Genomic DNA, 14,884 nt, shown 5'->3' with positions numbered 1-14,884 from the left:
ATCAGCGGTATTCTTTCGCCAGTACTGGCCTCTTCGCGGGTAAACCCGCTCCTACAGGGACCCCACTGTTGCAGAAGCTGTGGTGATACTGTGGGAGCGGGATTACCCGCGAAGCGGCCGGCACAGCCACCCAACTCTCTCCTGTTGTAGAGCCAATGCCCCAGATCCCCCGCATCGTCCAGCGCATCATCGAACTGCTCAAACGCTATCCCGGCATCATCGCGCTTGGGGGTTTTCTTTCCGGCATCGGCAGCTTCATCTTGGTCGATCGCCAGGCGGGCCTGGCCAGTTGGGTTGCCGTGCTGATGCTGGTGAGCTGGGTGTGGCTGATGCTGGAAAACACACTCACCGGCCTGTTCGCGCGCACGTTCAACCGCGAAATCCCGCAGCCACTGCTTCGCTACGCCACGCAGATGATCCACCAGGAAACACTGTTCTTCGTTTTGCCCTTCTTCTTCATCACCACGACCTGGAACAGCGGCCAGCTGGTGTTCACCGGCCTGCTCGGCGCTGCCGGCCTGGTGTCGATCATCGACCCGCTGTACTACAAATGGCTGGCTCCGCGGCGCTGGCTGTTCCTGGCGCTGCATACCCTGACCCTGTTCGCTGCGTTGCTCACGGCGCTGCCGATCATCGTCCACCTGACCACCGCGCAAAGCTTCAAGCTGGCGCTGATCATCGCCATGGCGCTGTCGTTTCCCAGCTTGGCCAGCAGTTTTCCGATCAACAACTGGCGCCGGGCTGTGGCCTTGTTGCTGGTCACGCTGTCGGTGGGTGCTGGCGGCTGGTTGTTGCGCTCCTGGGTACCGCCGGCAACCCTGTGGATGACCGAGGTGGCGGTGAGCACCGAAGTGCTGAACCGCCAGCCAGGCGAGTCGCTGCACGAAATTGCCGCCAGCAGCATTCGCAGCAGCGGCTTGTACGCCTATACCGCCATCAACGCACCACGCGGCCTGAATGAGCGGATCTACCACGTGTGGCAGAAGGACGGCCAGGAGGTGGACCGCATTGCCCTCGACATCCACGGTGGGCGCAAGGAAGGCTACCGGGCCTGGACGCACAAGCAGAACTTCCCACCCAACCCGGTGGGGAGGTGGCAGGTGCGGGTTCTGACCGAGGATGGCCAAGTGATTGGCGTACTACGCTTCAAGGTGGTCGACGATGCGCCAGCCGGGTAATCAACACCTGCTGGTACACAGCACATAATCACCAAACAGCCCCGGCCTGCTGCGCTATGATCAGCCCCTGAGCCTTAGCGCCGAGTCAGTTGCATGGAGCCTATGACCACCCCCAGCCTCACTCTGGATACCAGCAGTCAACCGGCCTGCCTGCGCATTGCCGGTGACTGGACCTTGGCGCACTACGCCAGCCTGAAACGCGACAGCGAGCGGCTGCGTGCGCAATACACCCTCGACACCGTCGCCGACCTCAGCCAGCTGGGGCGCCTGGACACGGCCGGTGCGTCGCTGCTGGCCGAACTGCTCGGCACCGAGCGTCTGTCGCGCTGCACCCACGACCTGCCGGAAGCCAGCCGGGCGCTGCTGAAGAATGTCTACCAATCGGTCCAGGACTATTGCATCCCGGTCAAGGAGCCCGAGCGCAACGTGCTGCTGTTGCTGCTGGAGCGTATAGGCTGCGCCGTCGGCACCCTGTGGCAAGACAGCATGCAACTGCTCGGCTTCATCGGCGTCATCCTCGAAACGCTGCTACGCCGTGCCCTACAGCCACACCGCTGGCGCATCACCCCGGTCGTCGCCCACATCGAACAGACAGGGCTGGATGCCGCGCCAATCGTGGCCTTGCTGACCTTTCTGGTGGGTGCCGTGGTGGCCTTCCTTGGCGCCACGGTGCTGGCCGACTTCGGCGCAACGGTGTTCACCGTCGACCTGGTGGCGTTCTCGTTCCTGCGCGAGTTCGCCGTGTTGCTCACCGCCATCCTCATGGCCGGCCGCACCGCCAGCGCATTTACCGCGCAGATCGGCTCGATGAAAGCCAATGAGGAAATAGACGCGATCCGCACCCTGGGCCTCAACCCCATGGAACTGCTGGTGGTACCCCGGGTGCTGGCCCTGCTGATTACCCTGCCGCTGCTCACGTTTGTCGCCATGCTCTGCGGTATCGTCGGCGGGGCCGTGGTGTGCGCCCTTTCACTGGGCATTTCGCCGGCCATGTTCCTGTCATTGCTGCAAAGCGATATTGGCGTGCAGCACTTTCTGGTCGGGCTGGCCAAGGCGCCGTTCTTTGCCTTTCTGATTGCCGCCATTGGCTGCCTGGAAGGCTTCAAGGTCAGCGGCAGCGCCGAGTCGGTCGGTGCACACACGACTTCGGCCGTGGTGCAGTCGATCTTCGTGGTTATCGTGCTCGACGCGGTGGCCGCGCTGTTCTTCATGGAGATGGGCTGGTGAACCGACGTGAGAGCGTGATCGAAGCCCGCGGCATCTGTAACCGCTTTGGCCGGCAAGTGGTGCACGAAAACCTCGACCTGGACCTGTACCGCGGCGAGATCCTTGCCGTGGTGGGCGGGTCTGGTAGCGGCAAGTCGGTGCTGCTGCGCAGTATCATCGGCCTGCGCCGGCCCAACGAAGGGCAGATCAAGGTGTTCGGCCAGGACCTGGCCGGCCTGCGCGAAACGCAGCGCTCATTGGTCGAACGGCGTTTTGGCGTACTGTTCCAGAAGGGCGCGCTGTTCTCTTCCCTGACAGTGACCGAGAACGTTGCCCTGCCACTGATCGAGCATGCCGGGTTATCCCGCGCCGATGCCGAGCACCTGGCCGGGGTAAAGCTGGCATTGGCCGGGCTGCCCATCTCCGCGGCCGACAAGTACCCTGCTTCTTTGTCGGGGGGCATGATCAAGCGCGCAGCGCTGGCCCGGGCCCTGGCCCTGGACCCGGACATACTGTTCCTCGACGAGCCGACCGCAGGCCTGGACCCGATCGGCGCTGCGGCCTTCGACCAGTTGATCCTCACCCTGCGCGATGCGCTCGGCCTGTCGGTGTTCCTGATCACCCACGACCTTGACACCCTGTACACCATCACCGACCGCATCGCCGTACTGTCGCAGAAAAAGGTCCTGGTGGCCGGCCCATTGGCCGAGGTCGAACAGGCCAACGACGCCTGGATCCAAGAATACTTTCACGGCCCACGCGGGCGCGCAGCCGAACAGGCCGCCACCCGCACTGGCCAGGAGCGCTGAGCAATGGAAACCCGAGCCCATCACGTTCTTATCGGCCTGGTCACCGTCCTGGTGGTAGCCGGTGCCATGCTGTTCGGCCTGTGGCTGACCAAGTCCAGCGTCGACGATGCGTTCAAGGACTACGAAGTCGTGTTCAACGAGGCAGTTTCCGGCCTGTCTCGTGGCAGCCCGGTGCAGTACAACGGGATCAAGGTGGGTGACGTTTCCACCCTGCGCCTGGACCCTAAAGACCCGCGTCGGGTATTGGCACGGGTGCGCCTTAGCGGCGACACCCCAGTCAAAGAAGACACCCAGGCCAAACTGACCCTGGCCGGGGTGACCGGCAACTCGTTCATCCAGCTCAGCGGCGGTACCCCACAGAGCCCCGAGCTGAAAGGCAAAGACGGCAAGCTGCCGGTGATCATCGCCTCGCCATCGCCCATCTCGCGCCTGCTCAATGACAGCAGCGACCTGGTGACCAACATCAACTTGCTGCTGCACAACGCCAACCAGATGTTCTCCGAGGGCAACATCGACCACCTCAGCAATACCTTGGCCAACCTCGACAAGACCACCGGCGCCTTCGCCGGGGAGCATGGCAGCATCAGCCAGGCTATCGAGCAACTGGTCCAGGTAGGCAAGCAGGCCAGCGCGACCCTGGCCGAAACCCAGGTGCTGATGCGCAATGCCAATGGCTTGCTGGGCACCGAGGGCAAGCAGGCCATCGGCAGCGCCGAGCAAGCCATGCAGTCGTTGGCGCAGAGCACTGCCACCATCAACAGCCTGCTGAAGGACAACAGCGAAGCCATCGGCGACGGCGCCCAGGGCCTGAACCAGCTGACCCCGGCCATTCGCGAACTGCGCGAAACCCTCAACGCACTCAAAGGCATTTCCCGGCAACTGGAAGCAGACCCCAGCGGCTACCTGCTCGGCCGCGACAACAACAAGGAGTTCCAGCCATGAAATCGTCGCTGCGCTTAGTGGCTTTGGCGTTCACGATTGGGCTGGCCAGCGCCTGCTCGATCCTGCCCACGAGCGAGCCTGTGGACCTGTATCGCTTGCCGGTCAACCAGGTCAGCCGCAGCGCGCCGCCGCTGGACTGGTCATTGCGCCTGAACAAACCGCTGGCCAGCGAGGTATTGGCCGGGCCACGGATTGCGGTCATCCCGCAGGGCAATGTGGTCAGCAGCTACAAGGGCGCGCGCTGGAGCGATCCGGCCCCGATGCTGCTGCGCAACCGGCTGCTCGACGGCTTTCAGCGCGACGGCCAGGTGCAGCGCCTGAGCGCCGACGACAGCAACTTGCAGGCTGACTACGAGCTGGCTGGCGAGTTGCAGGCGTTCCAGAGCGAATACCGCGCGGACGGCACCGTGGAGGTGGTGATCCGCTATGACGCACGGCTGGTGCAAGGCCGCACTCAGCGTATCCTCGCCAGCAAACGCTTCGAAGTCCGCCAGCCGCTGGCAGACAAGCAAGTAGCCGGGGTAGTGGCCGGGTTTGGCCAAGCGTGCGACCTACTCACCGGGCAGGTGGTCGACTGGACGATTGCCCAGGCTGGCAGCGGCTCAACCCGCTAGGGTTTACCCGCTGTTGCCGCCAAGCCACAAGGCCGCCGGCAGATCCGCCGACATATGGCCATCACCGTGTAGGAGCGGGTTTACCCGCGAATACGGTGGCACATGCGACGGTGAATAGCCAAGAGACAGCTGCCAGCAGGCCCGGCCGATTCGCGGGTGAACCCGCTCCCACGACGGGCGGCGTAAGCCATTGATATGTGGCCATCATCGTGTAGGAGCGGGTTTACCCGCGAATGCGGTGGCAGATGCGACGGTGAATAGCCAGGAGACAGCTGCCAGCAGGCCCGGCCTATTCGCGGGTGAACCCGCTCCTACAACGGACGGCGCAAGCCATTGATATGTGGCCATCATCGTGTAGGAGCGGGTTTACCCGCGAATGCGGTGGCAGATGCGACGGTGAATAGCCAGGAGACAGCTGCCAGCAGGCCCGGCCTATTCGCGGGTGAACCCGCTCCTACAACGGACGGCGCAAGCCATTGATATGTGGCCATCATCGTGTAGGAGCGGGTTTACCCGCGAATGCGGTGGCAGATGCGACGGTGAATAGCCAAGAGACAGCTGCCAGCAGGCCCGGCCTATTCGCGGGTGAACCCGCTCCTACAACGGACGGCGCAAGCCATTGATATGTGGCCATCATCGTGTAGGAGCGGGTTTACCCGCGAATGCGGTGGCAGATGCGACGGTGAATAGCCAGGAGACAGCTGCCAGCAGGCCCGGCCTATTCGCGGGTGAACCCGCTCCTACGACGGGCGGCGTAAGCCATTGATATGTGGCCATCATCGTGTAGGAGCGGGTTTACCCGCGAATGCGGTGGCAGATGCGACGGTGAATAGCCAGGAGACAGCTGCCAGCAGGCCCGGCCTATTCGCGGGTGAACCCGCTCCTACGACGGACGGCGCAAGTCATTGAGATGTGGCCATCATCGTGTAGGAGCGGGTTTACCCGCGAATGCGGTGGCAGATGCGACGGTGAATAGCCAGGAGATAGCTGCCAGCAGGCCCGGCCTATTCGCGGGTGAACCCGCTCCTACGACGGACGGCGCAAGTCATTGATATGTGGCCATCATCGTGTAGGAGCGGGTTTATCCGCGAATGCGGTGGCAGATGCGACGGTGAATAGCCAGGAGATAGCTGCCAGCAGGCCCGGCCTATTCGCGGGTGAACCCGCTCCTACAACGGACGGCGCAAGCCATTGATATGTGGCCATCATCGTGTAGGAGCGGGTTTACCCGCGAATGCGGTGGCAGATGCGACGGTGAATAGCTAGGAGATAGCTGCCAGCAGGCCCGGCCTATTCGCGGGTGAACCCGCTCCTACGACGGGCAGTGTCGAGACGCCGATACGCGTTTACCCCCGGCGCCCTTGCAGCCTGATGCGGTGCAGGCCTGCAGATCGTTCAGGCAAAGAACCAGTAACACACGCAGATGGCTGCCACTACACCAGAGAACTCAGCCAGCAGCGCACACCCCACCGCATGCCGCACACGCTGGATGCCCACCGCGCCAAAATACACCGCCAGCACATAGAAAGTCGTCTCGGTACTGCCCTGGATGGTTGCCGCCACCAGGGCAGGGAAGCTGTCCACCCCTTGGCTCTGCATGGTCTCGATCAGCATTGCCCGCGCCGCGCTCCCGGAGAACGGCTTGACCAACGCTGTCGGCAGGCCTTCGACGAAGCGCGTGTCCAGGCCCAGCCAGTTGACCGCATGGCGAATACCGTCCAACGCCAATTCCAGCGCGCCCGAGGCTCTCAGCACGCCCACAGCCACCAGCATGGCCACCAGGTAGGGCAGCAGGTTCTTGGCGACGTCAAAGCCCTCTTTGGCGCCCTCGACAAAGGCTTCGTACACCTTCACCTGCCGCAACGCACCGATCACCACGAACAGCAGGATCACGCCAAACAGCGTCAAGTTACCTAGGATCGACGACAAGCTGGCCAGTGCCGCTGCCGACAATGTGCCCAGGAAGGCCATGAAGCCACCCAGCAGCAGCGCACCGGGGACGAAGTAGGCAAGTACGACCGGGTCCCACAAACGCAGGCGTTGCATGACGGCCACCGACAACAGCCCGACCAGGGTCGAGACACTGGTGGCCAGCAGGATCGGCAGGAACACCATGGTCGGGTCGGGCGCGCCTTGCTGGGCGCGGTACATGAAGATGGTCACAGGCAGCAGGGTCAACGAAGAGGCGTTGAGCACCAGGAACAGGATCTGCGCGTTGCTCGCCGTGGTGCTGCTGGGGTTCAGCTCCTGCAACGCGCGCATGGCTTTGAGGCCAATCGGTGTGGCGGCGTTGTCCAGCCCCAGGCCGTTGGCCGCGAAGTTCATGGTGATCAGGCCCAGTGCCGGGTGGCCGGGTGGTACTTCCGGCATCAAGCGCGCAAACAACGGGCCCAGTACCTTGGCCAGCCACTCGACGATGCCGGCCTTTTCGGCAATTTTGAGAAAGCCCAGCCACAGGGTCAGAGTGCCAAACAGCAGCACCATCACCTCGACCGAGAGCTTGGCCATGGCAAAGATGCTCTCGACCATGGCCGCAAAAATGCCCGCGTTGCCGCCTATCAGCCATTGGGCCAGGGCGGACACCGCCGCCACCAGGAAAAAGCCGAGCCAAAGGCCATTGAGCATCCGTGTGTTCCCCCAGAAAAGTGCCCGAATGATAGCGTATCGGGGCGCAAGGCTGCAGACCGCGGCCGCGCAACATCACAGACAACAAAAAGCCCCGACGGGTCGGGGCTTTTTGTCCAGCGGGGTATGAACTCAGCGCTTGGCCGCTTCGCCAACCACCGCAGTTTGCTGTTTGTCAGCCATGAGCGAGGCGTAGTACTGCTCGCCCTTGGCCGCATCATACATGCCTTCCCAGCGCGAGATGACCAATGCCGCCAGGGCGTTGCCGATCACGTTCAGCGCGGTGCGGGCCATGTCCATGATGCGGTCGACGCCGGCGATGAAGGCCAGGCCTTCCAGCGGAATGCCCACGCTGCCGAGGGTGGCCAGCAGTACCACGAACGAAACGCCCGGCACACCAGCAATACCCTTGGACGTGACCATCAGGGTCAGCACCAGCAGCAGCTGCTGGCTCCACGACAGGTCGATACCGTACAGCTGGGCAATGAAGATCGCCGCAATGCTCTGGTACAGGGTCGAACCATCGAGGTTGAAGGAGTAGCCGGTCGGTACCACGAACGAGCAGATCGACTTCGGTGCACCGTACTTCTCCATTTTCTCGATCACCCGTGGCAGCACGGTTTCCGAACTGGAAGTGGAGTAGGCCAGAATCAGCTCATCTTTCATGATGCGCATGATCTTGATCACCGAGAAGCCAAACAGGCGAGCCACCAGGCCCAGTACCATGAAGGCGAAGAAGGCAATGGCGAAGTATACCAGCAGCACCAGCTTGGCCAGCGGCAGCAGCGAGCTGAAGCCGAAGTTGGCGACAGTCACGGCGATCAGGGCGAACACACCGATCGGCGCGTAGTTCATGATCATGTGGGTGACCTTGAACATGGTTTCCGATACGGCCTGGAAGGTACGTACCAGCGGGTCGCGCAGCTCTGCCTGCAGGCTCGACAGCCCCAGCCCGAACATGACCGAGAAGAAGATGATCGGCAGCATTTCGCCGCGCATCAGCGCTGCGAAGATGTTCGACGGGATCAGGTTGAGCAGGGTCTCGATGAAGGCGTGCTCATGCTGCACTTCGGCCGCGGTCGCCTGATACTTGGAAATATCCACGGTACCCAGCGTGCTCATGTCGATACCGGCACCGGGGTGGAACAGGTTTGCCAGCACCAGGCCGACGACGATGGCGATCGTGGTCACCACCTCGAAGTAGATGATGGTCTTCAGGCCAATGCTGCCCAGTTTCTTCGCATCGCCAACCCCGGCGATACCCACGATCAGCGACGAAATCACGATCGGGACGACGATCATCTTGATCAGGCGAATGAAGATGTCACCGGCGGGCTGGAGGACGTTACTGATCCACCAGGCCTTTTCTGCACTGAAGTGGTTCAGCAGCGCGCCGATTGCAACACCCAGCACCAGACCGATGACGATCTGCCAGGCGAGGCTCAGTTTTGCCTTCTTCATGTCTTTACCCTTTGTTCTAGTGGTCATGACACCGGGTGGAAACAGGCGTGACAGAGCCCTTGGCCAAGTCACACGCAATAACGGTTTCTGTCCGGCGACGTTATGTAAGGACACCGCAGGCGAGCGACAGGGCGCCCTGGCCAGCGAAAAAGGCGGCAACTATTGCGATGGCAGGGGGGGAAATCTAATGCCGGAAACGCATACCCCATGCAGGTTATGCATACCGTTTTCGACCGACGAGGTAGGTTTGCAAGTCATTGATTTATAACGTTCGGAATCCCGAACAAGACGAGACAGCCATATTCAGGCGGATCTGGCACTCTCAAAAGAAGCGACAAATATGTCGTGTTCGACAATCCGAATGGCCGAAATGCCACTTGTGAGGGAGTCGATGCGGAGGGAAAAAATTTGATGTACGGTCGAGACAAAATGTGTCTCGGGGAAGAAAACGCGCAAGGAAAGAGGCGTTTCCTACGTGGCTCCTCGGAAGTCAGGTCGGCTTGGGTATCCCAGCGATACCGCCGACCTGAAGCTTCCGATTCCGCCGTTCCTGACCCGGCCCAACGCTGGAGGCACTCCCTGTACCCCTAGGCCACTCCGATCATGTCTCAACCAGAACAGCCCGGCCCCTTGGTCATGTGCAACCCCTCCTCGGGGCGGCGCATCATAGAAGGCTGAACGCTACAAAGGTTCAGCTTCTATTTCGTGTCAGTGGGTGACCACTCACCAGCACTGGCAACCACGGCTCAGTACCAATTCGGGTCACGTTTGAGCTGCTCCTGCAGCATCGACTTCATGCCGTCATCCGGCTTGCCCAGCCAGCGGTACTGCGCATGCCGGGTTGGCGACTTGTCCTTGGGCAAGCCTTCAGGCACCTCCACGAGCATGCCGTAGGCATCATCCTTGTCCCAGCTGAACGCAACGATCAGGCGCTTGTAGGTGCACTTGTCCTGGGCCTCGCACAGGGGGCCGACCAAGTACTTGTCGCCATCTTCCGTAACAGCAGACATTTGCTGCTCCGAGCTGCCAGTGAGATTGACCACCCAATCGGGCAGGCGCTCCTCGCCTTTGATCGTGTCCTGCCAGGTTTCCCGGTATTCCGGGTCCGAACCCAGCAGCTGGTTGGCACGGACCTGGCCATCATTGGCAGCCAGTGCCGCTGCACTGCTACCCATCAGCAGGGCAGCAGCCAGGGCAGTGTGTAGCTTCCTGCTCATTGTCAACCTCGACCCCGTCCAAAGAAGAAGGAGGCTACAAACAGGACCAGGAAGACAATGAACAGGATCTTCGCAATACCTGTAGCAGCGCCGGCGATACCACCGAAGCCCAGAACGGCAGCGACAATGGCGATGATGAGGAAAGTGATAGCCCAGCTCAGCATGGTGTTTCTCCTTTCTTTTTCAGAACTTCAAACGGTCCGCCTTAGAACACCCAGCGGTCTTGAGGCACGACGTGTTCCAGAGTGGCCGGCGACGCCGCCTTGCCCTGGGAGGGCAACGGGTCCGCCGCCTTGACGAAACTGTTGGCCCGGGTCGACTGGATCTGGCTCAGCAGCGCGGTCTGTGCAGCCACCTGGTCGGCCAGACGCGCTGTTTGCCAGCTGTAGTAGAAGAGGCCGGCAGCCAAGGTCAAAACCAGTGCGATCCCTACCGACACCAGGTGGCGCAGTGACAGGGTGGCGACTTGCGAGTGGTTGACGGACTGGCGATTCATGCCGGCTCCTCCTGCTGTAATTTTTGTTCAAACCTGAACAGGTAATAGCAGCCTGCATGCCAGCCTTATAAATAAATAAAAATCCTTTAAAAACAATAACTTAACCATTTAGCCGCGGGCGTGTCAGGACGTATCCTGCACGATGGCCATGCTGGGGTCGTGCGAATTGCACGATCAGCCTTCGACCTTGGTCGCGACCTTCAGCAGATCGGCATCCACCCCCCGCACGCCAATGATCTGCCGGGCTATTTCCACTGCGATGGTTTTTTGCTCCGCACTGACCACTTCACCGGACAACCGCACCATGCCCTCTTCACTGGCCACTTTAAGGTTCAGCCCATCAAGGTTGCGGCTGTAGCGGTAGCTACTCTGGATCTTGTCGATGATCCAGGGGTCGCTTGGCTGCGGGCCGCTTGGTGTTCCCACAGCGGTTTCCCGCGCTTTGGCCATGGCAGCGCTGTCGAGGCTGACAAGATTGTTCACCAGGTGCACGCCATCGGTAGTGCGCGCCACCACGCCCGCCAGCTCCTTGGCCTCGGCGCTGTCGACTTTACCCCGCAAGGTCACCACGCCCTCGCTGCTTTGCACTTCGATTGCAGCCTTCTCGGTGGTACGGCTCCACAGCAACCGCGCACGGATCACCGCTGCCAGGGTGGCGTCCTCCAGGCGCTGGGCATAGGCCCGCAGCTCGAGCGGGCGCTCGACCAGTTCAGCGTTGACCTGCAGCTGGTTATCGACCTGCTCGACACCTCGGGTAGCCAAGGCCACGTCTTCGGCCAACCGGCGCTCCACCTCGTTTTCTACCTCGCCGGAAAGCCGCGCCTGTTTGCCGTCTACCTCGACTTTGATACGGAACGGGTTGAGCATGCGGTTCAGCGACAACGCCGTTTGCAGCGCCCCTTCAAGCCGGGCGTCATGCACGGGGTCCGCGAGAGCGGGGGTGAACACGGGAAGCAAAGCGGCTGCTAACACAGCGCTGCGTAGGGCAAAGGTCATGGCGTTACCTCCTTCTGTAGGCAAAAGCTGAAAATCATCGCAACCAATGTGCCACCCTATGCCTCTAAGCAAAGCACCGGGAAATGGGGCCTGAAGGCGTCGTTTAGCCATTGGCTAGCATGCAAAGGACAGAATCCTTCAGAATTGACCATGCAACTTGCCCGATTTTTCCCACACTAAATAAAGATCTACCCTTAAGGAGCGCAGGAAATGGAATCAGCCCAGGACAACCAAGGCCGCATTCTGCTGGTGGATGACGAGTCCGCGATCCTGCGCACTTTCCGCTATTGCCTGGAGGACGAGGGCTACAGCGTGGCCACCGCCAATAGCGCCGCCCAGGCAGAGAGCCTGCTGCAGCGCCAGGTGTTCGACCTGTGCTTCCTGGATTTGCGCCTGGGTGAGGACAACGGGCTTGATGTACTGGCGCAGATGCGCATTCAGGCGCCCTGGATGCGCGTGGTGATCGTTACCGCGCACTCGGCAATCGACACGGCAGTGGACGCCATCCAGGCGGGTGCCGCCGACTATCTGGTCAAGCCCTGCAGCCCAGACCAACTGCGCCTGGCCACCGCCAAGCAACTGGAAGTGCGGCAACTCTCGGCCCGCCTCGAAGCGCTGGAAGGTGAGGTGCGTAAACCCAAGGACGGCCTCGACTCGCACAGCCCGGCGATGATGGCCGTGCTGGAAACCGCCCGCCAGGTCGCTACCACTGACGCCAACATCCTCATCCTCGGCGAGTCCGGCACCGGCAAGGGCGAGCTGGCCCGCGCCATTCATGGCTGGAGCAAGCGTGCACGCAAAGCCTGTGTGACCATCAACTGCCCGTCGCTGAATGCGGAGCTGATGGAGAGCGAGCTGTTCGGCCATACCCGCGGCGCCTTCACCGGCGCCAGTGAAAGCACGCTTGGGCGGGTGAGCCAGGCTGACGGCGGCACGCTGTTCCTCGACGAGATCGGCGACTTCCCACTGACCTTGCAGCCCAAGCTGCTGCGTTTTATTCAGGACAAGGAATACGAGCGCGTGGGTGACCCGGTTACCCGCCGGGCGGACGTGCGCATCCTGGCTGCCACCAACCTCAACCTAGAAGAGATGGTGCGCGAAAGCCGCTTCCGCGAAGACCTGCTCTACCGCCTGAACGTCATCACCCTGCACCTGCCGCCCCTGCGCGAGCGCAGCGAGGACATTCTGACCCTCGCCGACCGCTTCCTCGCCCGCTTCGTCAAGGAGTACTCGCGGCCAGCACGCGGCTTCAGCGAAGAAGCCCGCGCGGCGCTGCTCAACTACCGCTGGCCCGGCAACATTCGCGAATTGCGCAACGTAGTGGAAAGAGCCAGCATCATATGCCCGCAAGAGCGGGTAGAAATCAGCCACCTGGGCATGGGTGAGCAGCCGGCTGGCAACGCCCCACGCGTTGGCGCCGCGCTTAGCCTCGACGAGTTGGAGCGTGCGCACATCGGTGCCGTACTGGCCGCCAGCGACACCCTGGACCAGGCCGCGAAGACCTTGGGCATCGACGCCTCCACCCTGTACCGCAAACGCAAGCAATACAACTTATGAAATGGCCACCCATGAAGCTGCGCACGCGGCTTTTCCTCAGTATCTCGGCACTGGTCACCGTGGCGCTGCTCGGTCTGCTGCTGGGCCTGGTCAGTGTTCTGCAGATGGCCACGATGCAACAGCAACTGGTGCGCGACACCACCCACTCATTGGAGGTGGGGCTCAAGCTGCGGCAGAACCTTGGCGAGCAGTTGAACCTGATTCTGGATGACGACACCGCCCCGGAAAACCTGCGATCGCTGCAGGACAACTTCCAGTCCCTTCTGGCCAAGGGGCTGGAGCAAGGCGGCGAGCGCACCGGTTTCAGCAAAGCCAACAGCAACTATCAGGCCTTCCTCCAGGCTTACCGCGACAGCCCGGCCCCTGCCCGCAGCATGGGTGTGGACCAGCCGCTGGGCGCCGCATTCAATCAGGTCCGCACCGACCTGATCGACTCCCACAGGCAGGCCCTGGACCTGATTACCCGCAGCGAGGAGCGCAGCCGTGACCGCGCCTTGCTGGTCAGCGGTGTGCTGGGCTTGATGGGCCTGGTGGTGCTGGTACTCGGCTTTATCAGTGCGCACAACATCGCCCGGCGCTTCGGCCAGCCGATCGAGGCGCTGGCCACGGCAGCCGACCAGTTGGGCAAGGGCAATTTCGACGTCACCCTGCCAGTCACCCAGGCGGCCGAACTCAACCAGCTCACCCGCCGCTTCGGCTTGATGGCCGATGCCTTGCGCAAGCACCAGGCCACCAACGTCGACGAGCTGCTGGCCGGCCAGCAACGCTTGCAGGCGGTGCTGGACAGCATCGACGATGGCCTGTTGATCATCGACCGCCAGGGCCGGCTGGAACACCTCAACCCGGTAGCCCAGCGCCAGCTGGGCTGGAATGACAGCCGGGTAGGCAGCAGCCTTGCCGAAGCGTTGCAACGGCCAGAGCTGGAACAGCAGCTGCGCCAAGTGCTGCGGGGCGGCAGCCTGGACCGGCCACCAGACGATCTGAACATGGAGGTGGATGAAGAATCGCGCCTGCTTACCTACAGCCTGACCCCGGTCAGCCACCCGCAGGGGCCGATTCTTGGCGCAGTGATGGTGCTGCACGACGTAACCGAGCAGCGCGCCTTCGAACGTGTGCGCAGTGAATTCGTGCTGCGCGCCTCCCATGAGTTGCGTACGCCCGTTACCGGCATGCACATGGCCTTCGGCCTGTTGCGCGAGCGCGTCAAGTTCCCGCCAGAAGCGCGGGAGAATGACTTGCTGGAAACCATCGGCGAAGAAATGCAGCGCCTTACCCAACTGATCAACGACCTGCTCAACTTCTCGCGTTATCAAAGCGGGCTACAGAAACTGGAGCTGGCTCCCTGTGCCATCGACGAGCTGGTGGAGCGGGCACAACTGCGGGTTGCCGACCAGGCTGCGCACAAGCAGATCGAGTTGGTCAGCGACCTGGAGCAGCCACTGCCGCGCATCCAGGCCGACCCCGCGCAACTCGATCGGGTGCTGGACAACCTGCTGCACAACGCCATCCGCCATACCCCCAAGGGCGGGCGCATCCGCTTGCACGCCCGCCGCCATGCGGAGCGGGTGATCATCAGTGTCGAGGATAACGGCGAAGGCATCGCCTACGGCCAGCAAGGGCGCATTTTCGAGCCCTTCGTGCAGGTTGGCCGCAAAAAAGGTGGGGCGGGGCTGGGCTTGGCGCTGTGCAAGGAGATCGTGCAACTGCATGGCGGGCGCATGGGCGTGTTTTCGCGGCCGGGGCAGGGCACGCAGTTCTATATGGCATTGCCAGTCTGACGCAC

General features: G+C 62.1%; 13 protein-coding genes. 7 read left to right on the top strand and 6 right to left on the bottom strand.

From position 1 onward, the window contains the following. Positions 1 to 155: 155 nt before the first annotated feature. From K4A76_RS00515 to K4A76_RS00495, 5 genes are all read left to right on the top strand, one after another. Positions 156 to 1,178: a DUF5924 family protein gene (locus K4A76_RS00515; protein ID WP_009683568.1), complete on the top strand. Its 1,023-nt coding sequence runs from the start codon at positions 156 to 158 to the stop codon at positions 1,176 to 1,178. A 93-nt stretch (positions 1,179 to 1,271) separates the two neighbouring features. Next, positions 1,272 to 2,405, top strand: a complete 1,134-nt coding sequence (locus tag K4A76_RS00510) for an ABC transporter permease (protein ID WP_182389561.1) — start codon at positions 1,272 to 1,274, stop codon at positions 2,403 to 2,405. Then, complete coding sequence (locus K4A76_RS00505) at positions 2,402 to 3,193, top strand: ABC transporter ATP-binding protein (protein ID WP_236184855.1); 792 nt, start codon at positions 2,402 to 2,404, stop codon at positions 3,191 to 3,193. Before K4A76_RS00510 ends, K4A76_RS00505 begins: the two co-directional genes overlap by 4 nt. 3 nt (positions 3,194 to 3,196) lie before the next feature. Further along, positions 3,197 to 4,135 (top strand): MlaD family protein, encoded by a 939-nt coding sequence (locus K4A76_RS00500; RefSeq protein WP_009683571.1) that lies wholly within the window; start codon positions 3,197 to 3,199, stop codon positions 4,133 to 4,135. Further along, positions 4,132 to 4,749 carry an ABC-type transport auxiliary lipoprotein family protein gene (locus tag K4A76_RS00495; protein ID WP_274411321.1) on the top strand — a complete coding sequence of 206 codons (618 nt, stop codon included), beginning with the start codon at positions 4,132 to 4,134 and terminating at the stop codon, positions 4,747 to 4,749. The genes K4A76_RS00500 and K4A76_RS00495 overlap by 4 nt, the downstream gene beginning before the upstream one ends. 1,395 nt (positions 4,750 to 6,144) lie before the next feature. Here the strand turns inward: K4A76_RS00495 and K4A76_RS00490 are convergent. The 6 genes from K4A76_RS00490 to K4A76_RS00465 form a co-directional block, all read right to left on the bottom strand. Continuing rightward, entirely contained in the window at positions 6,145 to 7,374 is a 1,230-nt protein-coding gene (locus tag K4A76_RS00490; RefSeq protein ID WP_274411320.1) for a nucleoside recognition domain-containing protein, read from the bottom strand. 132 nt (positions 7,375 to 7,506) lie between these two features. Then, the gene (gene gltP / locus K4A76_RS00485; protein ID WP_009683574.1) at positions 7,507 to 8,835 is read right to left on the bottom strand and encodes a glutamate/aspartate:proton symporter GltP; all 1,329 of its coding nucleotides are present in this window, start codon (positions 8,833 to 8,835) and stop codon (positions 7,507 to 7,509) included. Between the two features lie 746 nt (positions 8,836 to 9,581). Continuing rightward, on the bottom strand, positions 9,582 to 10,052 hold the full coding sequence (locus K4A76_RS00480; protein WP_274411319.1) for an inhibitor of vertebrate lysozyme family protein: 471 nt from the start codon (positions 10,050 to 10,052) through the stop codon (positions 9,582 to 9,584). Positions 10,053 to 10,054: 2 nt separating this feature from the next. Beyond that, a complete protein-coding gene (locus K4A76_RS00475) occupies positions 10,055 to 10,216 on the bottom strand; it encodes a DUF1328 domain-containing protein (RefSeq protein ID WP_003252966.1) in 162 nt (53 codons plus the stop codon). A 41-nt stretch (positions 10,217 to 10,257) separates the two neighbouring features. Beyond that, a complete protein-coding gene (locus K4A76_RS00470; RefSeq protein WP_029885352.1) occupies positions 10,258 to 10,548 on the bottom strand; it encodes a hypothetical protein in 291 nt (96 codons plus the stop codon). A 174-nt stretch (positions 10,549 to 10,722) separates the two neighbouring features. Continuing rightward, positions 10,723 to 11,544 (bottom strand): BON domain-containing protein, encoded by an 822-nt coding sequence (locus tag K4A76_RS00465; RefSeq protein WP_144187334.1) that lies wholly within the window; start codon positions 11,542 to 11,544, stop codon positions 10,723 to 10,725. A gap of 210 nt (positions 11,545 to 11,754) precedes the next feature. On the opposite strand from K4A76_RS00465, the gene algB reads away from it, so the two are divergent. Next, the gene (gene algB, locus K4A76_RS00460) at positions 11,755 to 13,101 is read left to right on the top strand and encodes a sigma-54-dependent response regulator transcription factor AlgB (protein ID WP_029885350.1); all 1,347 of its coding nucleotides are present in this window, start codon (positions 11,755 to 11,757) and stop codon (positions 13,099 to 13,101) included. After that, positions 13,098 to 14,879: a KinB sensor domain-containing domain gene (locus K4A76_RS00455; RefSeq protein WP_009683579.1), complete on the top strand. Its 1,782-nt coding sequence runs from the start codon at positions 13,098 to 13,100 to the stop codon at positions 14,877 to 14,879. The genes algB and K4A76_RS00455 overlap by 4 nt, the downstream gene beginning before the upstream one ends. Positions 14,880 to 14,884: the final 5 nt, after the last annotated feature.

It is taken from the genome of Pseudomonas sp. NEEL19, assembly GCF_028751975.1.
In the GTDB taxonomy this organism is placed as follows: domain Bacteria; phylum Pseudomonadota; class Gammaproteobacteria; order Pseudomonadales; family Pseudomonadaceae; genus Aquipseudomonas; species Aquipseudomonas juntendi.
Note: the sequence above shows the minus strand (reverse complement) of the source record. Positions and strands in the feature narration are given on the sequence as shown.

Excerpts from the sequence above, each read along its gene's own strand:
- K4A76_RS00480 (WP_274411319.1), bottom strand. The coding sequence starts at position 10,052 with ATGAGCAGGAAGCTACACACTGCCCTGGCTGCTGCCCTGCTGATGGGT.
- K4A76_RS00465 (WP_144187334.1), bottom strand. The coding sequence starts at position 11,544 with ATGACCTTTGCCCTACGCAGCGCTGTGTTAGCAGCCGCTTTGCTTCCC.
- gltP (WP_009683574.1), bottom strand. The coding sequence starts at position 8,835 with ATGAAGAAGGCAAAACTGAGCCTCGCCTGGCAGATCGTCATCGGTCTG.
- algB (WP_029885350.1), top strand. The coding sequence starts at position 11,755 with ATGGAATCAGCCCAGGACAACCAAGGCCGCATTCTGCTGGTGGATGAC.
- K4A76_RS00455 (WP_009683579.1), top strand. The coding sequence starts at position 13,098 with ATGAAATGGCCACCCATGAAGCTGCGCACGCGGCTTTTCCTCAGTATC.
- K4A76_RS00490 (WP_274411320.1), bottom strand. The coding sequence starts at position 7,374 with ATGCTCAATGGCCTTTGGCTCGGCTTTTTCCTGGTGGCGGCGGTGTCC.
- K4A76_RS00495 (WP_274411321.1), top strand. The coding sequence starts at position 4,132 with ATGAAATCGTCGCTGCGCTTAGTGGCTTTGGCGTTCACGATTGGGCTG.
- K4A76_RS00515 (WP_009683568.1), top strand. The coding sequence starts at position 156 with ATGCCCCAGATCCCCCGCATCGTCCAGCGCATCATCGAACTGCTCAAA.
- K4A76_RS00500 (WP_009683571.1), top strand. The coding sequence starts at position 3,197 with ATGGAAACCCGAGCCCATCACGTTCTTATCGGCCTGGTCACCGTCCTG.
- K4A76_RS00470 (WP_029885352.1), bottom strand. The coding sequence starts at position 10,548 with ATGAATCGCCAGTCCGTCAACCACTCGCAAGTCGCCACCCTGTCACTG.
- K4A76_RS00475 (WP_003252966.1), bottom strand. The coding sequence starts at position 10,216 with ATGCTGAGCTGGGCTATCACTTTCCTCATCATCGCCATTGTCGCTGCC.
- K4A76_RS00510 (WP_182389561.1), top strand. The coding sequence starts at position 1,272 with ATGGAGCCTATGACCACCCCCAGCCTCACTCTGGATACCAGCAGTCAA.